We start from the raw sequence: 19,777 nt of genomic DNA, 5'->3' as shown, positions 1-19,777 counted from the left end.
ACCGCGGCCCCGCCGCAGGGGGTGCCCACCGCGGGCACCCCCGTCGCGTCACGCCCGGCGGCCGCGGGGCACGAGGACGGCGATCACCGCCGCGGCCGCCAGCATCGCGGTCAGCACGGCGAAGGCGTACGTGTAGCCCGACTCCAGCGGCAGGCCGGCCGGGGTCACGTGGGCGGTGATCACGGCGCTGGCGACGGCGGCGCCGAGGGAGCCGCCGATCGTGCGGATGTTGGCGTTCATGCCGCTGGCCACGGCGGTCTGCCCGGCCGGCACGGTGTGCACGATGAGGTTCACCATGGCGGTGAACGTCAGGCCGAGCCCCACGCCGAAGGCGCCGGTCGCGACCGCGACCTGCCAGTACGCGTCGTGGAACAGGGTGAGCGCGCCGCAGGCCAGCGCCGCGGTCATCGTGCCGAGCAGGAGCTGGACCTTCGTCGGCACGTACGCGGTCAACGGGCCGCTCACGAACCCGGCGAGGGCCATGGTGACCAGCATCGGCAGCATCGCCAGCCCGGCGCCGGTGACGGTGGTGCCGAACCCGTACCCGGTCGAGCGCGGGGTCTGCAGGAACTGCGGCAGGAACGCGTAGGTGGCGAACATCCCCGCGCCGAACAGCAGCGCGACGAGGTTGGTCGTCCACACCGCCGGCAGCCGCATCATGTGCATGTCGATGAGCGGCTCCGCGGAGCGCAGCTCCACCAGCACCCACGCGACGATGAGGATCAGGGCGGCGATCAGCGGCACGACGACCTTCACCGACGTCCACCCCCAGACCGGGGCCTTGCTCAGCGGCAGGATGAGGGCGACCAGCCACCCGGACAGCAGCGCACCGGCGAGCCAGTTGATCCGGCCGGGCGCGCGGACCGGCGACTCGGCCACGAACCGCAGCGCGAGGGCGAACGTGCCGGCCACGACCACGGTCGGGATCCAGAACAGCGCCCGCCAGTCCAGCGCGTCGACGATCGGCCCGGCGAGGACCACGCCGAGGCCACCGCCGACGGCGATCACCGCGGACAGCCCGCCGATCGCGGACGCCACCCTCGCCGGGGGCAGCTCGTCGCGCAGGATGCCGAACGAGATCGGGAACACCGCGCCGCCGAGGCCCTGGATGACCCGCCCGACGATGAGGACCCCGACGTTCGGCGCGACGGCGGCGATCACGCAGCCGACCGCGATGGCCGCGAGCGCGACGAGGAGGGTGCGGCGCTTGCCGTACATGTCGCCGATGCGCCCCATGATCGGGGTGGCGACGGCGGCGGAGAGCAGCCACGCGGTCAGGACCCAGGTGACCGTGCTCTGGCTGGTGTGCAGGTCCCGCTGGATCGTCGGCAGCACCGGGCTGACCAGCGACTGGAGCATGGAGAAGGCGGCCGCCGCGGCGGCGAGCGCGACGAAGGTGAAGCGGCCCGCGGTCGCCGGCGCGGTGGCGACCGGTGGCGGGCTGAGGGTGAGTGCGCGTGTCATCGGATTTCCCCCGGACGCGGTACAGTAGTGGAGGTACGCCTCCACATTAGCGGAGGGGTGCCTCCGGATCCAATCGTTTCCGCGTGCTGGAGATCACGATGTCCGCCGAGTCCCCTGTCGCCGTCCGCCGCCCGCAGCGCGCCGACGCCAGACGCAACTTCGACGCCCTGCTGTCCGCGGCCCGCGAGGCGTTCGCCGAGCACGGCACCGAGGCGTCCCTGGAGGACATCGCGCGGCGGGCCGGGGTGGGCATCGGCACGCTGTACCGCAACTTCCCCACCAGGCAGGACCTGTTCGAGACCGTGTACATCGGCGAGATCGAGCAGCTGTGCCGGACCGCCGACGAGGTCGCCGGCCTGCCGCCGTGGGAGGCGCTGGTGTCGTGGCTGCACCGGTTCGTGGCGTACACCGCGACGAAACGGGCGATCTACGAGGCGCTCAACCGCGACTCGGCCATGTTCCGGCACTGCCGCTCGGAGATCTACCGCGTCGGCGAGCCGCTGCTGGCCCGCGCACAGCAGGCGGGCTCGGTGCGCACCGACGTCACGTTCGACGACACGCTGCGCATGATCAGCGGCCTGACCGCCGGCGGCTTCGTCGACGGCGCCCAGCGCGACCGGGTCCTCGGCGTCGCCCTGGACGGCCTGCGCAGCCGCTGACCACCGCCGCCGGCGGGCGGCGTCAGGCGGGACCGGCGGTGCGGGCGGTGACGAGCCACAGCGCCGACGGGATGCGGTAGCCCGTGCCGGGCTCGCGGAAGCGGGCGAGCAGCCTCGCCGCGCCGCCCCGGGCGGCGGCCTGGGCGTCGGGGGTGGCCTGCCGGTACGGCGCGCCGGCCGGGCCGAGCTCGATCAGCCACTCCGCGACGTCGTCGGGGTCGTCGGGCGCCGTCATGACCACGTCGTGCGGCTCGGCGGCGACGTCGGTGAACCCGGCCGCCGCCAGCACCCGCGCGATCCGCTCCGGGTCGGCCAGGGCGAACGGGCCGGGCTCCGCGCCGACCGGCAGCGGGGGCAGGGCGCCCAGGTGCGGGGCGGCGCCGAGCATCGCCGCGGGCAGCCAGGCGTTGCCCGGGCCGGCGCGGAAGACGGTCGCCGCGAGCCGGCCGCCGGGGCGCAGGCAGCGGCGGACCGTGGCACAGCCGGCGACCGGGTCGGCCAGCAGCATGAGGACCATCCGCGAGTAGGCGGCGTCGAACGGGCCGCCGGGCACGGCGTCGACGGCCTCGATGTCGGCGGCCACGAACCGCGGGCCCGGGAACCGGGCGCGCGCCGCGTCGATCATGGCGACGGACAGGTCGACGCCCACCGCGGCGCCGGCCGGACCCGCGGCCGCGGCCAGCTCGGCGGTGGTGCCGCCGCAGCCGCAGCCGACGTCCAGCACCCGCTCGCCCGGCCGCACCGCCAGGGCCCGCAGCGCGACCTCGCCGAGCGGGCGCGCCCGCACGTCGTGCCGGTCGGCGTGCCGGATCCAGCCCGGCGCCGCCGCCTGCCAGAAGGCCGCCGGCTCCATCAGAACGGCAGCTCGTCGCCGGTGACGGCGAACGAGCTGAAGCCCGCCGCCTTGCCCGGGTCGAAGCCCTCCTCCTGCGCCGCCAGCCCGGCCGCGCGCGCCAGCCGCTCCGACTGGAACCGGCGGAACGATGCCTCGTCGACCCAGATGTTCAGCACCCGCCAGCCCTCCTCGTAGGGGCCCGCGACGTGCGCGACCAGGCCGGGCGGCCGGTCCGGGCCGAGGTGACGCTCGACCGTGCGGTACTCGCGCTCGGACACGCCGGGCATCTGCTGGACCACTCCGTACACGATGCACTCCTATTGGATAGAGTAAACCTCTATTGAATAGGACACTACGCTGACCGGATGGCTGTCAAGAGGCGGTACGACGCGTCGGGGCGGCAGCGGCAGGCGCGGCTGACCCGGGCGGCGATCCTCGACGCGGCCGGCCGGCTGTTCGTCCGCGACGGCTACGCCGCGACCCCGCTCACCGCCGTCGCCGCCGAGGCGGGGGTGGCGGTGCAGACCGTCTACGCGGCGTTCGGCACCAAACGGCAGCTGCTGTCGGACCTGGTGGACCGCACGATCGCCGGCGACGACGAGCCCGTCGCGCTGCCCGACCGCCAGTTCGTGGCCGACATCCAGGCGCTGCCCGACCCGCGCGACAAGCTGGCCCGCTACGCCCGGCACCTGGCCGAGACCCACGCCCGGCAGGCGGACGTGATGCTCGCCCTGGCCGGCGCGGCCACCGCGGACCCCGACGCGGCCGCGATCCTGGCCAAGAACGAGCAGGAGCGCCGCACGGGCATGACCCGCTTCGCCGCCGAGCTGGCCGGCACCGGCCGGACCGACCCGGCGCTCACCGTCGAGCAGCTCGCCGACGTGCTGTGGCTCGCCATGGACTGGCACAACTACGACTGGCTCGTGCGGCGCCGCGGCTGGTCCACTGTGGACTTCGAGCGCTGGTACGTGCGCACCACCGCCGCCGCGATCCTGATCGAATAGGGACCGGGCGCACGGCGACCCGCGACGCATCACCCGTCTGTCCAATGTAGATGTCCGCTAGCCGACAACCACGCGAGGGCCGCAGGCGCAAGGATTCCGCGTGTGATGACACGAGCGCTGCTCCCGGTCGCCTTCGCGGCGATCGCCCTCGCCGGGTGCTCCTCCGAGGACCCGGCCGACACCACCGCGGCACCGGCGAACACCGCCGCGTCGAGCGCGGCGCCGGCGGCCGGCACGTCGAGCGCCGCGGCGCCGACGAGCGCGGCACCGGCCGCGTCGGGCCCGGCCGGCGGGGGCTGTCCCGTCGACGCGACCACGCTGCAGAAGGCGTTCCAGGCCAACGCCGAGGTCGCCGGCTCCATCCTGCTCGGCAAGGGTTTCAAGGACATCAGCTGCTACCAGGGGTACGCGACGGCGCTGACCCAGCCGGAGGCGATGGACGCGGCCGTGGTCGTGTTCAAGTACGACGCGGCGAAGAAGACGTGGGCCGCGGTCATGGGCGGCACCGACGGGGTGTGCCAGGCCAACGTCCCGGCCGAGATCCGGTCGCACCTCAAGCACTGCGGCTGATCTTCCCACCGGCGGCGCAGACCCGGGGAGCTGCGCCGCCCCGCTACGCGCCGCCCGCGCGTTCCCGGGCCTGGTAGACGCCCGGTGTCAGGCCGGTCGCCCGGCGGAACGTGTCGACGAAGCTGCTCGGCGTCGCGAACCCGCACCGGTGCGCCACCGCCGTGACCGGCAGTCCCCCGGCGAGCAGGATCATCGCCCGGTACACCCGGACGTTGGTGCGCCACTGCGGATACGTCATGCCGAACTCCGCGCGGAACAGCCGGGCCAGGGTCCGCTCGCTCGCACCGGCCAGGCGGGCCAGCGACGACAGCGTCCGCGGCTCCTCCAACCGGTCCGCCGCGATCGCGCACGCCGCGGCGAGCCGGCCGTCGCGCGCGGCCGGCAGCGCCACCGGCTCCTGCGGCGCGCGGTGCAGCCGGTCGCGGATCACCGCCCGCAGCCGGACCTCCTCGTCCTGGGGCAGCGCGGGATCCGTACACGCGACCAACAGCTCCCGCAGCAGCGGCCCCACGGCGACGACGGTCGGCGCCCCGGCCGGCAGCGGCGGGTCCCGCGGCGGGAACCCGACGGTGTGGAACGCGCTCGCGCCGTGGAAGCGGTGCTCGTGCCAGCACCCGGCGGGGATCCACACGGCCCGGTCCGCGGCCGCGACCCACCCGCCGGCCTCGGTCTGCACGGCGATGACCCCGCGGCTGACGTAGACCAGCTGGTGCTGGTCGTGCCGGTGCCGGTCGATGAACGCGCCGGAGCCGTGCTCGGTCACCTTCGTCGGCGCCACCGGCATGTGGCGGATTTTCGACATCGATCGGCAGAATACCGGAAGTCCGCAGCACCGGTCCGCTGCGATCTTGGACGGGTGAGCACTCCTCCTTCCCCCTGGCGGCGGATGCGGGTCTGGGCGACCGCGCACGCCGTCGACGACTTCTACCAGGGACTCGTGCCGGCCGCCGTGCCGTACTTCGTCCTCGACCGGCACTACGGCTACGTCGGCGCCGCCGGACTCGCGATGGCCGCCGCGCTGGGCAGCTCACTGCCGCAGCTGGTGTTCGGGGTGATCGCCGACCGCCACCGGTTGCCGTGGATGTCCCCGGTCGGTGTCGCGCTCGCCGGGACGGGCGCCGGCCTCGCCGGGGTCGCGCCGACCTACCCGGTGGTGTGGGCGCTGCTGCTGCTGTCCGGGCTCGGGGTCGCGATGTTCCACCCGGCCGCCGGGCGCGACGCGCGGCTGGCCGCCGGGTCCAGCGCCACCGCGATGAGCTACTTCGCCGCCGGCGGCAGCGTCGGGTTCTTCGTCGCCCCGGCCCTGGCCACCCCGGCGCTGGACGCGTGGGGCGTCGGCGCGACCGCCCTGTTCGTGCCGCCGGCCGTGCTCATGGGCTTCGTCCTGCTGCGCCACCAGCGCCGCGTCACCGGCCGCCCCGCCGCGAAGGCCGCCGCGCCCGGCCGGGACCGCCCCGGCATGTTCGCCGTGCTGACCGGGGTGGAGATCGTACGGTCAGCGGTGTCCTTCGGCGTCAACACGTTCGTGGCCCTGTACTGGATCGGTACCCTCGGCGCGTCCAGCGCCCTCGGCGGCGTCGCGCTCGCCCTCCAGCTCGGCGGCGGGGTCCTGGGCACCCTCGCCGGCGGGCGGATCGCCGACCGGATCGGGCTGGTGCGCACCGTCCGGCTCGGCAACCTGCTGCTCGGCCCGGCGATCGCCGCGATGCTGCTGTGCCCCGACCGGTACGCCGCCCTCCCGCTGGTCCTGCTCGTCGGGCTGGTCACCAACATCCCGTTCGCGGTGCTGGTGAAGCTCGGCCAGGACTACCTGCCGACCCGCCCCGGCACCGCCGCCGGCGTCACCCTCGGCCTGGCCGTCAGCGCCGGCGGGCTCGGCATGCCGCTGCTGGGCCTCATCGCCGAGCAGCACGGCCCGCGCGGCGCCTTCATCGCCCTCGCCGTCGTGCCGGTCGCGGCGGTCGCGCTGTCCGCGGCGCTGCGCGAACCGGAGGCCGTGCCCGCGGAGCCGCCGGCCACCGTCGCGGAGCCCGTCTAGGTTGGTGGGATGGACGGCGGTGAGGCGCGGCGGCTGTTCGAGCGGTTCCGGCTCGAGCTGTGGCACGACCGGCACTGGGACAGCGAGTTCACGCCGTCGCCGCACGCCCCGGGCGCCGCGCTGCGCGACCTGGTCGGCGCCGGCCCGGCCGCGGCGCCGCTGCTGGTCGGCGCGCTCGACGACGCCGACCTGCGGTCCTGGGCGTGCCTCGGCCTGGAGTGGCTCGGCCCGGCGGCGGGCGACGCGGCGGCCACCGCGCTCGCCGACCGGGCCACCGCACGCCTGGACGCGTGGCGGGAGGCGGCGGTCGCGCTGGACGCGGTCGCCCCGGCGCGGGCCCGGGCGCTCGGCGTGCACCGGTGGCCGGAGACGATGGAGCGGCTCACCGACCGGCACCTCGCCCGCGGCGCGACCGCCCACGTCGAGCGGTTCCTCGCCGAGGAGTCCGGCGAGGACGTGGTGCGGTTCCTCGCCCAGCACCGGCTGCGGGACTGGATCATCCGCGACCGCCCGCCGGCCGTCATGCGCGCGCTGCGCGGCCTGCCGGCGCTCCCCTCGGCCGCCGAGATCCTGGTCATGGCCGGCGACCCCGTCACCGCCGCCCACATCGACGCGCTGTGCCACGGCGACGGCCCGTTGGCGCCGGGCCTCGTCGAGCGGCTGGCCGCGCACCCGGCGAGCGACCGGCTCGTCCCGCGCGTGACCGCCCGCCCGGGGACGGCCGACGCCCTGTGGAACCTGGTCATGCGGCGCCGGTGCGCGGGGCTCACCACCGACCCGGCGCCGCTGCGGCCGTTCCTCCGCGCGTGCGTCGCCGACCCGCCGGCCCGCCGGCCCGGACCCCGGTTCGGCGCGGCCGTGCCGTCGACCGTGGCGTGGCTGGGGGACGAGGCGATGCTCGTACACCTGCTGCCGATGCTGCGCGAGGACCGCCTCGGCCCACCGGAGTGGCACGCCGCGGTCGCCGCGGTCACGTCGTTCGCCGGCGGCGCGGCGCTGCTGGAGGACCACGCGCGCCGCCACCCTGACGTCGAGCGGCTCCGGTGGGCCCTGGACGCCGTCGCCGCGTTCCGCCGTCCGCGCCTGGAGGACGCCGACGACGCCTTCCTCCGCGGCCGGATCGAGTCCACCCTCGGCGGCGCGTTCACCGCCTACGCCGCCGTGCTGCTCGGCCGGCCGTCGGCGCCCGCGGCGTTCCAGCTGGCCTGGATCGACCGCGCCTTCGGCGCCCCGGTCACCGCCGACCGCGTCGCCTGGATCCGGGGCCTCGGCTTCACCGACGACGGCTTCCTGGCCGAGCTGTCCGAGCCGGTGGAGCGCCCCCTGGAGGGCCTGCGCCTCCAGTGGGACGCCGGCGAACCCGGCCACGACCCGGCCCGCGCGGCCCGCGCCGCCGCGGCCGGCCTGCCGTCCCTGGCCCGGCGCTGGCTCCGCGACGACACCCTCGAAGCGGCCGCCGGCGCCCACCTGGCCCGGGTCCACCGCGCCGCCCCGCCGCCACCGTGAACACCCCGGCCGCCGGCCGCCCTCGCCTGGCCGGGCCGTCCTCCGCGCTGGGCGTCCTGAGCCGGCGGGATCGCCGGACGAACCCGCATCGTGCCGAAGCCGCCGTCGTCTGCGACCTCGGCCGAATGGTGGACATCGCGGCACGCGGTGGCGATCGTCAGCCAGGAGAGGAAGCCACCGAGGCCGCCGCACCGCCGGGCACCACAGCGCGGCTGGCGGTGCGCGCTTCGCGACACGGGTCCTGACCGATGTGGAGACCGGACAGGTCCGGCGCGCGGTGGTTCGCGGCGGTGGGGCTACGAGCGCGGCCTGGTGGTGGAGTACAGGTGGCTGTCGGGGAACTCCTCGGCGGTGAGGACGCGGCCGACCACGATGACCGCGGTCCGCACGATCCCCGCCGCCCTGACCTGCTCGGCGATGTCGGCCAGGGTGCCGCGCAGGATGACCTCGTCGGGGCGGCTGGCGCGGGCCACGACCGCGGCCGGGCAGTCGTCGCCGTACCAGGGGATGAGCTCCTCGACGAGGACGGCGATGCGCTGCACGGCCAGGTGCAGCACGAGCGTGGCGCGGCTGGCGGCGAGGGTGGACAGCTCCTCGCCGGGCGGCATCGGGGTGGCGCGGGCGGCGGTGCGGGTGAGGATGAGGGTCTGCGCGACCCCGGGCACGGTCAGCTCGCGGCCCAGGGAGGCGGCCGCGGCGGCGAAGGCGGGCACCCCGGGGACGATCTCGTACGGGACCCCGGCCGCGTCGAGGCGGCGCAGCTGCTCGGCCATGGCGCTGAACACGGACGGGTCGCCGGAGTGCAGGCGGGCCACGTCGAGGCCGGCGGCGTGCGCGGCGGTCAGCTCGGCGAGGATCTGGTCGAGGTCCAGGTTCGCGGTGTCGACCAGGCGGGCGCCGGGCGGGCACACGCCGAGCAGCTCGACCGGCACGAGGCTGCCCGCGTACAGGCAGACCGGCGTACGGGCGAGCACGTCACGGCCGCGGACCGTGATGAGGTCGGCGGCGCCCGGTCCGGCACCGATGAAGTACACCGTCATCTCCACACCACCCATTGCGTCACCGGCATCATCGGCCGCCAGGCGAGGAACCCGCCGACGGGCGCGGCGCGCTGGACCGCGAGCCGGGTCAAGGTGCCGCCGTGCGCCGCGTGGAGGTCGGCGACGAGCCGCTCCGACTCGACGGTGACGGCGTTGACGACGAGCCGGCCGCCGGGGCGCAGCGCCGACCAGCAGCGCTCGAACACCCCCGCCGCGGTGAAGCCGCCGCCGATGAAGATCGCGTCGGGGGGCGCCAGGCCGTCCAGGGCGCCGGGGGCGGCACCGACCACGGTGGACAGGTGCGGCACGCCGAGGGCGCGGGCGTTCGCGGTGACCCGGTCGGCGCGGACGGGGTCGCGTTCGACGGCGACGGCGCGGCACGAGCGGTGCGCGCGCAGCCACTCCACGGCGACGCTGCCGGAGCCGGCCCCGACGTCCCACAGCAGCTCGCCGGGGCGCGGGCCGAGGGCGGCGAGGGTGACGGCGCGGATCTCGCGCTTGGTGAGCTGGCCGTCGGAGGTGTACGACCCGTCGGCGAGCCCCGGCACGACCGGCAGCCCGCCGGTGCCCCGGCAGGCGACGGCGACCACGTTGAGCGGCCCGGCGGCGGTGACGTCGTGGTGGACCCGCTCGTCGGGGCCGCCGAGGGACTCCAGCACGGTGACGTCGCTGGCGTCGAACCCGGTCTCCCGCAGGATCTGCGCGACCTGCGGCGGGGTGCCGGCGCCGGCGCTGAGCACCAGGACCCGCCGGCCGTCGTGCAGGACGCGGCGCAGCGCGTCGACGGACCGGCCGACGGCGCTGACGACCTCGACGTCGTCGAGGGGCCAGCCGAGCCGCGCGCACGCCAGGGACACCGAGGACGGGTGCGGCACGACGTGGACGTGCCCGGCGCCGAGCAGCCGCACCAGGGTGCCGCCGATGCCGTGGTACATCGGATCCCCGCTGGCCAGGACCACGACCCGCGCGGCGTGGTGCTCGGCGAGCAGGCGGGGCAGCGACGGCACCAGCGGCGACGGCCACGGCACCCGCTCCGCGGTGGTGACGGCGTCGACGAGGTCGAGCTGCCGGGGGCCGCCGAACACGACGGTGCCGGCGGCGAGCGCGGCGTGCCCGGCCGGGGACAGCGAGGCGGCACCGTCGGCGCCGATGCCGACGACGGTCACCGTGGGGGCGAGGGCGGCGACGGCCACCGTGGCGACCTCGGACACCTGTTTGCCCGTGACGAGGACCGCGGGGCCGCCGGACGCCGCGGCGGTGAGCAGGGCCGCGGCCTCGGCGACGCTCGGGGTGCCGGTGTGCGCGGCGACGACCGCCGACGGGTTCGGCACCGCGACCCCGGCGAGGTCCCCGGCCGGGTGGGTGACGACCCGCCAGCCGTGCCGGGCCGCGACCTCGCGGGCCAGGTCCGCCCGGGCGTCCACGGTGGACAGTGCGACGACGGTGCCGTCCAGCGGCGGCAGGAGCGCCTCGACGTCGTCGGCGGTGGCGGTGGAGCGGGCGCCGAACCCGAGCACTAGCCGCATGCGGCGACCAGCCGGTGCGCCAGCTGCGGCGCGCCGGCCCAGTGCAGGTGCAGGTACGACGCGTGCACCGACCCGGCGGTGAACCCCTCCCGCACGGTGCCGGTCTCGCCCCGCCACGCCCACGCCGCGGTGGCGCCGGCCGGTGGGGTGACGGCGGTGCGGTGGAACTCGTGGCCGCTGACCCTGGTGCCGGCCGGGGCCAGGACGCTGGCGCCGACGGCGACCGCGTCGCGGTAGCCGAGGGTCAGCTTCGGGGTCATGGCGGCGTCGACGGGCAGCACGCCGCACATCGGCCGGCCGTCCAGGGACCTGGCCAGCCACAGCAGCCCGGCGCACTCGGCGGCGACCGGCCCGCCGGCGGCGGCGAGCGCGGCGACCGACGCCCGCAGCGGCGTGTTGGCGGACAGCTGCTCGGCGTACACCTCGGGGAAGCCGCCGCCGACGACGAGCCCGCGCGTGCCGGCCGGCAGCGCCTCGTCGCGCAGCGGGTCGACGGTGGCCACCTCGGCGCCGGCGGCGGCGAGCAGCTCGACGGTCTCGGCGTAGCCGAAGGAGAACGCGGGCCCGCCGGCGACCGCGACGACCGGCCGGCCGGCGACGGGCTCGGCGGTCAGCGGCGTCCACGGCGTGGCGGTGAGCGGCGGCGCGGTGCGGGCGGTGGCGAGGACCGCGTCGAGGTCGACGCCGGCGGCCACGACGGCGGCGAGGGCGCGCACCGACGCGACGGCCTCGGCCTGCCGCTCCACGACGGGGACGAGCCCGAGGTGCCGCGACGGCGCGGCGACCGCGTCGTGGCGGCGCAGCACGCCGAGCACGGGGGTGCCGACCTCGGCGCACGCGTCGCGGAGGATCCGCTCGTGCCGGTCGGAGCCGACCCGGTTGAGCACGACCCCGGCGATGCGCACGCCGGAGCCGAACGAGCGGAAGCCGTGCACGACCGCGGCGATCGAGCGGGCCTGCGCGGTCGCGTCGACGACCAGGACGACCGGGGCGTCGAGCAGCTTCGCCACGTGCGCGGTCGAGCCGAGCTCCCCGGCGCCGGTACGGCCGTCGAACAGGCCCATGACGCCCTCGACGACGGCGACGTCGCAGCCGGCGGCGCCGTGCGCGAACAGCGGGCCGATCCGCTCCTCGCCGACGAGGACCGGGTCGAGGTTGCGGCCGGGCCGGCCGGCGGCGAGCGCGTGGTAGCCGGGGTCGATGTAGTCGGGGCCGACCTTGAACGGCGCCACCCGCAGCCCCCGCGCGGCGAACGCGGCGAGCAGGCCCGTCGCCACGGTCGTCTTGCCGTGGCCGGAGGCGGGTGCCGCGACGACGATCCTGGCTACCACTCGATGCCCTGCTGGCCCTTGCGCCCGGCGTCCATCGGGTGCTTGACCTTCGTCATGTCGGTGACGAGGTCGGCGAGGTCGACCAGGTCCGGGTGCGCGTCCCGGCCGGTGATGACGACGTGCTGGTTGCCGGGGCGGTCCCGCAGCGTGGCGACCACGTCGGCGACGTCGACCCAGCCCCACTTCATCGGGTAGGTGAACTCGTCGAGCACGTAGAACCGGTACGCCTCGGCGGCCAGGTCCCGCTTGATCTGCTGCCAGCCCTCGGCGGCCTCGGCGGCGTGGTCGCGCTCGGTGCCGGGCCGCTGGATCCAGGACCAGCCCTCGCCCATCTTGTGCCAGACGACGTCGCCGCCCTTGCCGGTCTCGCCGAGCGCCTTGAGGGCGGTCTCCTCCCCGACCCGCCACTTGGGGCTCTTCACGAACTGGAACACGGCGATCGACCAGCCCGCGCTCCACGCGCGCAGCGCCATGCCGAACGCGGCGGTGGACTTGCCCTTGCCCTGCCCGGTGTGGACGGCCAGGACGTGCTGCCGGCGGCGCTGGCGGGTGGTGAGCCCGTCGTCGGGCACCTGTTCGACCTTGCCCTGCGGCATGTTCAGCTCCCCGGGTGGGCGGCGGCGGTGGACAGCGCCGACAGCGGGACGCAGTCGGCGGACAGGGCGCGGGCGAGGCGCCGGGCGAGGCCGAGCCGCACCGGGCCGGACTCGCAGTCCACGACGACGGCGGGGACGCCGGCGAGCGCGGGGGTGACGGTCATCGGGTCGGGACCGCTGGTGGCCCGCCCGTCGGTGACGACGACCAGCAGCGGCCGGCGGCGGGCGTCGCGGCGCCGCTCGCCGTGCAGCGTGCGGGCGGCCTGCAGCAGGCCCGCCGCGAGCGGGGTGCGGCCGCCGGTGCGCAGCTCGGCCAGGCGCAGGACGCCGACCTCGTGGCTGGCGGTCGGCTCGAGGACCGTCGTGGCCGCCGCGCCCCGGAAGGTGATCATGCCGACCTTGTCCCTGCGCTGGTACGCGTCGCGCAGCAGCGACAGCACCGCGGTCTTCACCACGGTCATGCGCTGGCGGGCGGCCATGGACCCGGAGGCGTCGACGACGAACAGCACCAGGTTGGCCTCGCGGCCGACCTTGACCGCCTCGCGCAGGTCCCGGGCGTGCACCCGGGAGGCGCCGCGCAGCGCCGCGGCCCGCACGCTGTCGGGCAGGTGCAGGGTGACGAGCTTGCCGCCGCTCGGCTGCCGGGACCGCACGACCCGCCCGTGCCGCCCGTGCGCCGGGGAGCGCCGGCCGGCGTGGGCGCCGTGCTGCCGGTTGGCCCGGCCGCCGATCTTCAGGAGCCTGGTCTTGTACGGTGCCTGCGCGAACGCCAGCTCGCCCGCCGGAGCGGTGGCGGGGCCGCCGGACGGCGCCGGCTCGACGGCCGGCGGCTCGGTGCCCTCGGCGCGCTGGTCGCCGGCGCCCTCGGCGCGCTGGTCGCGGGCCCCGCCGGCGGGCTGTTGCGGGGCGCCGCCCGCGCCGCCACGGCCGCCGGGGCCGGACGGACCGCCATCGAAGCCACCGTCGGTGCCGTCGCCCTCCGGCGGGGTGCCGGCCGGGGAAGGGCCGCCGGTGTCAGGGTCGCCGTCGGGGCGCTCGTCGCCGCCGTCGCCGCCGTCCGGGTCGTCGTCGGGCCCGCCGAGCTCCTGCTCCAGGATCTCCTCCAGGCGTTCCTGGTCGGCGCCGGGCGGGTCGAGCGGGTCGCGGCGGCGCCGGTGCGGCAGGGCGAGCCGGGCCGCGTCGCGCAGGTCGTCCTTCGTCACCACGGTCCGGCCGTGCCACGCCGCGAGGGCGACCGCGGTGCGGGCCACCACGATGTCGGCGCGCAGCCCGTCGACCCGGTACGCCAGGCAGATCCGCGCGATCCGGTCGAGCTGGTGGTCCGGCAGGGACACCCCCGGCAGCGCGCGGCGGGCGGCGGCGATGCGGGCGGCGAGGGCGGCGTCCTCCTCGACGAAGCGGGCCGCGAAGGCCGCCGGGTCGTGTTCGTACGCCAGCCGGCGCCGCACCACCTCGGCCCGGGGCGCGGCGGTGGTCGGCGACGCCACCCCGACGACCAGGCCGAACCGGTCGACGAGCTGCGGGCGCGGCTCGCCCTCCTCCGGGTTCATGGTGCCCACGAGGAGGAACCGGGCGGCGTGCTGGACGGAGACGCCGTCGCGCTCGACGTGGGCGCGGCCCATTGCGGCGGCGTCGAGGAGCAGGTCGACGAGGTGGTCGGGCAGGAGGTTGACCTCGTCGACGTAGAGCACGCCGCGGTGCGCGGCGGCGAGCAGGCCGGGCTCGTAGGCCTTGACCCCGTCGCCGAGGGCCCGCTGCAGGTCGAGGGTGCCGACGACCCGGTCCTCGGTGGCCCCGACGGGCAGCTCGACCAGGGCGGAGCGGCGGCGCACGGCGCCGGTCAGGGACGCGTCCACGGCGTGCGGGCCGTCGGGGCAGGACGGGTCGGGGGCGGCGGGGTCGCAGGCGAAGCGGCAGCCGGCGACGACGTCGACCTCCGGCAGCAGCGCGGCGAGGCCCCGCACGACGGTCGACTTGGCGGTGCCCTTCTCACCCCGGACGAGCACCCCGCCGATCGCCGGTGACACGGCGGTGAGCAGCAGCGCGAGGCGCAGGTCGGGCAGGCCGACCACGGCCGAGAACGGGTACGGCGACGTCACGGGCAAATCCTCCTCGAGCGGGTCCGCGCCCGCTGGGTCATGGAGCACGAGCGGCCGGAGTCTCCTGACTCCCGGATCGCCGCCGTCCCCCGACCTTCCGACCTGTGGCCGTGGCCCGTGCGCTGGAGGACGACTCCCCGGTCACAGTGGCGGGACCGTCCCAGAATCGCACTGGGTTCCTCCCTGTGGCCGCTCGGGGTTCATCCTGTCCCAGGGCTCCCGGTGACGTCAACGTGACCCAAATCCTTGGCCGGCGGCCCGCGGCGCCGAACAGGGGACGTGTGGAGGACCGCGGCGCACGCCGTCCTGTGTGCCGTGCTGACCCTCGGCCTGCTGGTCGCCGCCGTCCACCGGCGCCTGCCGCCGCTCGCGCCGGAGACGTCGGTGGCGCCGCCCGGCACCCGCGCCATGTGGCTGTGGGACCCGGCACCGCCCGACGCGGTCGCCGGCTGGGCGGCCCGGCACTCGGTGACGACGATCTTCGCGTACTACGACCCGCGCGCCGACGTGGCGCCGCTGACCCGGCTGCGGGCGCTGTGCGACGACGCCGGGATCACCCTCGACGCGCTCGGCGGCGAGCCGGCCTGGACCACGGACCACGCGACCGCGCTCGCCTGGGCCCGCGCCGCGGCGGCGACCGGCCTGTTCCGGGGGCTGCACGTCGACGTCGAGCCGTACCTGCTGCCCGGCTGGCAGGAGCGGCAGGCGGTGCTGGTGCCGCGGCTGCTGGGACTGCTCGACGAGCTGGCGCGGGTCGGCCCGCCGGTCGAGCTGGACGTGCCGTTCTGGCTGTCCACGGTGCGGGTCGGCGGGCAGAACCTGGCCGACGCCGTGCTCGACCGGGTCGACGGGGTCACGGTGATGAGCTACCGCAACACCGCCACCGGCGGCAACTCGATGCTCGGCGTCGCCGACGACCTGCTGCGCCGGGCCGGCAAGGCGGCCAAACCGGTCCGGCTGGGCGCGGAGACGCAGCCGCTCGGCGACTGCGCGTACTGCACCTTCCACGGCGGCACCGGCAGCGCGATGCGCGAGACGCTGCGCGAGGTCGACACCGCCGCCCAGCGCTACGCGGCCTTCGAGGGAATCGCGGTGCACCAGTACGACACCTGGGCCGCCCTCGGCGGGTAGCTCAACCGCCGGCCGGACCGGCCGATCAGGCAGACATCACCGGCCCACAGACAAGGACCCCGCCGATGCGCCGCTCAGCCTCCGTCGCCATCGCCTGTGCCGCGGGCGCGGCCGCCATCCTGCCCGCGACGTCCCCGGCGCACGCCGCGGCCGCGGACCTGGGCCTGGTGATCCCGCTGCTGGCGCCGATGCTGCCGGGCCAGACCGGCTGGGTCGGCACCACCTGGGCGGCCACCGACGACGTGTGCGACGTGCGGGTCACCGCCGCCGGCGCCGGGGTCACCGTCACGTACCCCACGAACACCGGCACCTACTCCTCGCTGTCGAAGGGCGACTCGCTGGCGCCGGGTCACATCGACTACGTGGCGTTCCACCTCAGCGTCGCCACGTCGAAGCTCGTGTCGCTGACCCCGGTCACGCTCAACTACACCTACGTCGAGAAGGCCGACGGCGCCACCACCTGCACCGGCACCAAGCGCAGCGGCTCGCAGACCGCGACCCTGCCGATCGTGTCGGTGACCGGTGACGCGGTGACGCAGAAGACCTCGTCCGTGACCGTGCCGAAGAAGACCCCGGTCTGGTCGCAGCTGGTGTTCCAGGCGCGCAAGGGCGGCGTCGACGACCTGCGCGTCACCGTCTCCGGCGGCCCCGCCGGGCTGGTCGTGAGCTACCCGCAGGAGCGGGCGTACACGCAGCTCAACGCCGGTGCGGCGCTGCCCGTCGGCACCGACGACCACGCCGCGGTGAAGTTCGACGCCACGAACGTGGCCGCCGGCACGTACAAGCTCACGGTCAAGCAGAGCTACGGCAGCACCACCGACAGCAACGACCTCACCCTGATCGTCGTCTAGCTCCCCGAAGGGCAGATCATGATCCGCTCACGCCGTCACCTCCGCTTCGCTCCGGCGCCGCCGCTAGCCCTGCTCACGCTCGCCGCCCTCGCCACCACCGGCGCGCTGGCGGGCTGTGGCGACGGGTCGGACACCCCGGCGAAGATCACCGCCCCGTCGGCGGCGTCCTCGGCGGCCGGCCCGTCCGCGGCCGCGTCGCTGACCCCTGACCGGCAGGAGACGATCTTCCTGGACACGACGGCCGCGCACCTGTGCTCGGTGCAGTCGCGGGTGTACACCGACCCGGCGGCCATGGCCGAGGCGTACGCCAGCAGGCCGGTCTACGCCGGGCTCAGCGACGCGCAGGTCGAGCAGTACCAGCAGCGGGTCGTCGCCGACCCGGCGTTCGCCGAGCGGCTCACCGGGCAGCTCCAGCGGACCTGCGGGTCGGCCCCGAAGTAGCCGGGCCGCGCTCCTTCAGCGGAGGGCGGCCTTGCGGCGTTTCTTCTCCGGCTGCACCGGCTCGCGGCGCGCCGCGAGCCACACCATCGCGCCGACGCCCACGATGAGCAGCGCCGGGATCAGCCAGTCGGTGAGCACGAACGGCGTCGCCGGCGCGGGCGGTGGCGCGGCCTGCTGCGGCTGCTGCGTGGGCCCGGCGGTCGGCGCGGCGGCGGCCGGTGCGCTCTCCTTGTTCAGCGCCCTGGTCAGCGCCTCCGACGGCCCGGCCGTCGGTGCGGTCCAGCCCGCCGGCGCCGGTGTCACGGGTCCGCTGTACGTGAACCGCAGCTGCCCCTTGACGGCTTCGCCGTCGGAGGCGACCGACTGGTACGCCACGACGTACTGCCCCTGCTCCGGCCAGTGCGAGACGGCCACCAGGGCGGGGAAGCCGGTGTTGTAGACCTTCGGCTCGAACTTGCCGTCGACGAGGAAGTACTCCTGCACGGGCTTGTCGAGGCGCTTGGGCTCCCCGCCACGCCAGCCGCCGTCGACCCGCTGCCCGGACGGGGCGGTCACGGTGAACCAGGCGAAGGACGCCGGCTGCTCGGTGAAGTACAGCGCCACGTCAGCGCGTGCCTGGTCGACCGTGCTGTCCTGGACCGGGTCGGACATGGCCAGCTGCCCGTGGGCGGCGGCCGGTGCCGCGGTCAGCGCGAGGCCGAGCGCCGCGACGACGGCCAGCACCGCGATCCGGACGGTGGTGACCGCAATGACGCTGCCCGATCGCATCGGCACATGATGCCGGGTTCCCCCGTGGCCGACAAGACGCTAAATTCACCTGCCTAACGAACCCCGCCCGCCCCGGGAGCCGCATTCGTGCCTGCCGCTCGCACCACCGCCGTCGCCGCCACCTGTCTGCTGGTGCTCCTGGCCGGCTGCGACTCGTCCTCCCCCGCGCCCTCCGCCGCACCGACTCCGGTGGCCTCGCCCATGACCTCGTCGGTGGCCTCGCCGTCCGCGACGGCGTCGCCGGTGGCCTCGCCGGCCGTTTCGGTCGCCCCGTCCCCCGCCGTCGACAAGGAGGTCGTGGTCACCGTCGCCAAGCGCAAGGTGACCCCGCCGACCGGCCGGGTGGAGGTCGCCAAAGGCAGCCTGGTGCGCATCACCGTCACCTCCGACGTCGCCGACGAGCTGCACGTCCACGGCTACGACAGGAGCCTCGCCCTGCCGGCCGGGGCACCCGCCTCGCTCGACCTGCGGGCCGACCGGACCGGGCTGTTCGAGGTCGAGACGCACGCGACGCACCTCGTGCTGTTCCAGCTCGTGGTCCGTTGAACGCCGCCCTCCAGCCGGTCCTGGCCCACGGCGTCGGCGGCCGCCAGGACCTCCCGCTGACCCTCGGCCAGCTCCTGGCCGGCGCCGCCGCCGCGCTCGTCGTGTCGTTCCTGGTCCTCGGCGTCGCGTGGCGCTCGCCGCGGCTCGACCCCGCCGCCGGCCGCCCGGTCCGCCTGCCGACCGTGCCGCCGCTGGTCCCGCGCCTGATCGGCATCGCGCTGCTCGGCGTCCTGGCGTGGACGTTCACCCTGCCCGACACCGCCGACAACCCCGCGGCCGGGCTCGTGTACGTGCTGTTCTGGGTCGGACTGGTCCCGCTGTCGCTGCTGCTCGGCCCCGTGTGGCGGGCGCTGAACCCGCTGCGGACCCTGTCGCTGGGCTTCACCGCCCGCCGGCCGCTGCCCGAGTCCGTCGGCTACTGGCCGGCCGCGGCCGGGCTGTTCGCGTTCGCCTGGCTGGAGCTCGTGGCCCCCGACCGGGCGACCCTGCCGGTCATCGGCACCTGGCTCGCCGTGTACGCGGTGGCGATGCTCGCCGGTGCCTTCGTCTACGGCCCCGACTGGTTCACCCGCGGTGACGCGTTCGAGGTGCTCAGCGACCTCGCCGGCCGGCTGGCGATCATCGGCCGCCGCCCCGACGGCACTCTCGTGCTGCGCAACCCCCTCGACGGCATGGCCGGCCTGCGGGCCGCACCCGGCCTGGTCGCGGTCGTCGTCGTGCTCCTCGGCGCCACCTTCTACGACGCGATGTCCGGCGCCCTGTTCTGGCTCCGGTTCACCCAGGAGAACGGCCTGCCCGCCCCCGTCACCGGCACCCTCGGCCTGCTCGGCGTCATGGGCGCGGTGGCCCTCGCGTACACCGTGGCGACCCGCGCCGCGGGCCGGCGCGGCCACACCTCGGCGGAGCGCACCCCCGGCGAGCTGGCCCACTCGATCGTGCCGATCGTCGTCGGCTACGTGGTGGCGCACTACTACTCGCTGTTCGTCCTGGAGGGCCAGCGCACGGTCGCGCTGCTGCTGGACCACCCCGACTTCGACCCGTGGACCGGCGTCATCACCCCGACGGGCGTCGCCAACGTCCAGATCACCGCCATCATCCTCGGCCACCTGGTCGGCACGGTCCTCGCCCACGACCGGGCCCTGAAGCTCTTCCCCCGCGCCCAGGCGATGACCGGCCAGGTGCCGCTGCTGGGATTGATGGTCGCCTACACGGTCGCCGGCCTGCTGCTGCTCTTCACCGGCTGAGCCGTCGGGGTCCGCAGGGCCGGAACGCTTGGTAGAGCGGCGCGAGGGAGGAGCGCCGCTCTACCGGTCCAGCGATATATGTATATCGAAGGGGGGCCTTCGAGCTAGTCCGTGCGAGGGCCGGTCCG

Annotated in this window: 20 protein-coding genes and 1 riboswitch; of the genes, 10 read left to right on the top strand and 10 right to left on the bottom strand. The window is 76.1% G+C overall.

Annotation, left to right across the window (positions count from 1 at the left end; all coding sequences use genetic code 11):
* Positions 1-48: 48 nt before the first annotated feature.
* The gene (locus tag OP18_RS44250) at positions 49-1,464 is read right to left on the bottom strand and encodes an MFS transporter (protein ID WP_081971631.1); all 1,416 of its coding nucleotides are present in this window, start codon (positions 1,462-1,464) and stop codon (positions 49-51) included.
* 83 nt (positions 1,465-1,547) lie between these two features.
* On the opposite strand from OP18_RS44250, the gene OP18_RS44245 reads away from it, so the two are divergent.
* A complete protein-coding gene (locus OP18_RS44245; protein WP_313900954.1) occupies positions 1,548-2,123 on the top strand; it encodes a TetR/AcrR family transcriptional regulator in 576 nt (191 codons plus the stop codon).
* Positions 2,124-2,145: 22 nt separating this feature from the next.
* On the opposite strand, the gene OP18_RS44240 is transcribed toward OP18_RS44245, so the two are convergent.
* Together OP18_RS44240 and OP18_RS44235 are read right to left on the bottom strand one after the other, a co-directional pair.
* Entirely contained in the window at positions 2,146-2,976 is an 831-nt protein-coding gene (locus OP18_RS44240) for a class I SAM-dependent methyltransferase (protein WP_033365377.1), read from the bottom strand.
* Positions 2,976-3,266, bottom strand: a complete 291-nt coding sequence (locus OP18_RS44235) for a hypothetical protein (protein ID WP_156090215.1) — start codon at positions 3,264-3,266, stop codon at positions 2,976-2,978. The genes OP18_RS44240 and OP18_RS44235 overlap by 1 nt, the downstream gene beginning before the upstream one ends.
* Before the next feature lie 57 nt (positions 3,267-3,323).
* On the opposite strand from OP18_RS44235, the gene OP18_RS44230 reads away from it, so the two are divergent.
* Together OP18_RS44230 and OP18_RS53980 are read left to right on the top strand one after the other, a co-directional pair.
* Positions 3,324-3,962, top strand: coding sequence for a TetR/AcrR family transcriptional regulator (locus OP18_RS44230; RefSeq protein ID WP_033365374.1), 639 nt, complete (start codon positions 3,324-3,326; stop codon positions 3,960-3,962).
* Between the two features lie 105 nt (positions 3,963-4,067).
* Positions 4,068-4,532, top strand: a complete 465-nt coding sequence (locus OP18_RS53980) for a hypothetical protein (protein ID WP_052388255.1) — start codon at positions 4,068-4,070, stop codon at positions 4,530-4,532.
* 43 nt (positions 4,533-4,575) lie between these two features.
* On the opposite strand, the gene OP18_RS44220 is transcribed toward OP18_RS53980, so the two are convergent.
* Positions 4,576-5,334 (bottom strand): helix-turn-helix transcriptional regulator, encoded by a 759-nt coding sequence (locus tag OP18_RS44220; RefSeq protein WP_033365373.1) that lies wholly within the window; start codon positions 5,332-5,334, stop codon positions 4,576-4,578.
* Positions 5,335-5,388: 54 nt separating this feature from the next.
* On the opposite strand from OP18_RS44220, the gene OP18_RS44215 reads away from it, so the two are divergent.
* Together OP18_RS44215 and OP18_RS44210 are read left to right on the top strand one after the other, a co-directional pair.
* Positions 5,389-6,570 carry an MFS transporter gene (locus OP18_RS44215; RefSeq protein WP_081971630.1) on the top strand — a complete coding sequence of 394 codons (1,182 nt, stop codon included), beginning with the start codon at positions 5,389-5,391 and terminating at the stop codon, positions 6,568-6,570.
* Positions 6,571-6,579: 9 nt separating this feature from the next.
* Positions 6,580-8,076 (top strand): hypothetical protein, encoded by a 1,497-nt coding sequence (locus OP18_RS44210; RefSeq protein ID WP_033365369.1) that lies wholly within the window; start codon positions 6,580-6,582, stop codon positions 8,074-8,076.
* Between the two features lie 296 nt (positions 8,077-8,372).
* Here OP18_RS44210 and cobM read toward each other — a convergent pair whose 3' ends face one another.
* Genes cobM through OP18_RS44185 form a run of 5 tightly spaced genes read right to left on the bottom strand, consistent with a single transcriptional unit; the run spans position 8,373 to position 14,668 of the window.
* On the bottom strand, positions 8,373-9,116 hold the full coding sequence (gene cobM / locus OP18_RS44205; RefSeq protein WP_033365424.1) for a precorrin-4 C(11)-methyltransferase: 744 nt from the start codon (positions 9,114-9,116) through the stop codon (positions 8,373-8,375).
* Positions 9,113-10,642, bottom strand: coding sequence for a precorrin-6y C5,15-methyltransferase (decarboxylating) subunit CbiE (cbiE, locus tag OP18_RS44200; RefSeq protein WP_081971629.1), 1,530 nt, complete (start codon positions 10,640-10,642; stop codon positions 9,113-9,115). Before cbiE ends, cobM begins: the two co-directional genes overlap by 4 nt.
* On the bottom strand, positions 10,633-11,973 hold the full coding sequence (locus OP18_RS44195; protein ID WP_033365367.1) for a cobyrinic acid a,c-diamide synthase CobB: 1,341 nt from the start codon (positions 11,971-11,973) through the stop codon (positions 10,633-10,635). The genes cbiE and OP18_RS44195 overlap by 10 nt, the downstream gene beginning before the upstream one ends.
* Positions 11,967-12,569: a cob(I)yrinic acid a,c-diamide adenosyltransferase gene (gene cobO, locus OP18_RS44190; RefSeq protein ID WP_033365365.1), complete on the bottom strand. Its 603-nt coding sequence runs from the start codon at positions 12,567-12,569 to the stop codon at positions 11,967-11,969. The genes OP18_RS44195 and cobO overlap by 7 nt, the downstream gene beginning before the upstream one ends.
* A gap of 2 nt (positions 12,570-12,571) precedes the next feature.
* Complete coding sequence (locus OP18_RS44185; RefSeq protein ID WP_033365364.1) at positions 12,572-14,668, bottom strand: VWA domain-containing protein; 2,097 nt, start codon at positions 14,666-14,668, stop codon at positions 12,572-12,574.
* Positions 14,669-14,725: 57 nt separating this feature from the next.
* A riboswitch (cobalamin riboswitch) is annotated at positions 14,726-14,850 on the bottom strand.
* 97 nt (positions 14,851-14,947) lie between these two features.
* Between OP18_RS44185 and OP18_RS44180 the strand changes: the two genes are divergently transcribed.
* The 3 genes from OP18_RS44180 to OP18_RS44170 all read left to right on the top strand — a co-directional run bounded on the left by OP18_RS44180 (position 14,948) and on the right by OP18_RS44170 (position 17,091).
* The gene (locus tag OP18_RS44180) at positions 14,948-15,799 is read left to right on the top strand and encodes a hypothetical protein (protein ID WP_156090214.1); all 852 of its coding nucleotides are present in this window, start codon (positions 14,948-14,950) and stop codon (positions 15,797-15,799) included.
* Between the two features lie 65 nt (positions 15,800-15,864).
* Complete coding sequence (locus OP18_RS44175) at positions 15,865-16,650, top strand: hypothetical protein (protein WP_033365360.1); 786 nt, start codon at positions 15,865-15,867, stop codon at positions 16,648-16,650.
* An 18-nt stretch (positions 16,651-16,668) separates the two neighbouring features.
* The gene (locus OP18_RS44170; protein WP_033365357.1) at positions 16,669-17,091 is read left to right on the top strand and encodes a hypothetical protein; all 423 of its coding nucleotides are present in this window, start codon (positions 16,669-16,671) and stop codon (positions 17,089-17,091) included.
* A gap of 15 nt (positions 17,092-17,106) precedes the next feature.
* Here the strand turns inward: OP18_RS44170 and OP18_RS44165 are convergent, their stop codons facing one another.
* Entirely contained in the window at positions 17,107-17,859 is a 753-nt protein-coding gene (locus OP18_RS44165) for a copper resistance CopC family protein (protein ID WP_156090213.1), read from the bottom strand.
* An 87-nt stretch (positions 17,860-17,946) separates the two neighbouring features.
* Here OP18_RS44165 and OP18_RS54610 point away from each other — a divergent pair, with 87 nt between their 5' ends.
* Together OP18_RS54610 and OP18_RS44155 are read left to right on the top strand one after the other, a co-directional pair.
* Positions 17,947-18,405 (top strand): hypothetical protein, encoded by a 459-nt coding sequence (locus OP18_RS54610; protein WP_033365356.1) that lies wholly within the window; start codon positions 17,947-17,949, stop codon positions 18,403-18,405.
* Positions 18,402-19,649 carry a hypothetical protein gene (locus OP18_RS44155; RefSeq protein ID WP_033365355.1) on the top strand — a complete coding sequence of 416 codons (1,248 nt, stop codon included), beginning with the start codon at positions 18,402-18,404 and terminating at the stop codon, positions 19,647-19,649. Before OP18_RS54610 ends, OP18_RS44155 begins: the two co-directional genes overlap by 4 nt.
* Positions 19,650-19,777 lie beyond the last annotated feature (128 nt).

It is taken from the genome of Dactylosporangium aurantiacum, assembly GCF_000716715.1.
Lineage (GTDB): Bacteria > Actinomycetota > Actinomycetes > Mycobacteriales > Micromonosporaceae > Dactylosporangium > Dactylosporangium aurantiacum.
Note: the sequence above shows the minus strand (reverse complement) of the source record. Positions and strands in the feature narration are given on the sequence as shown.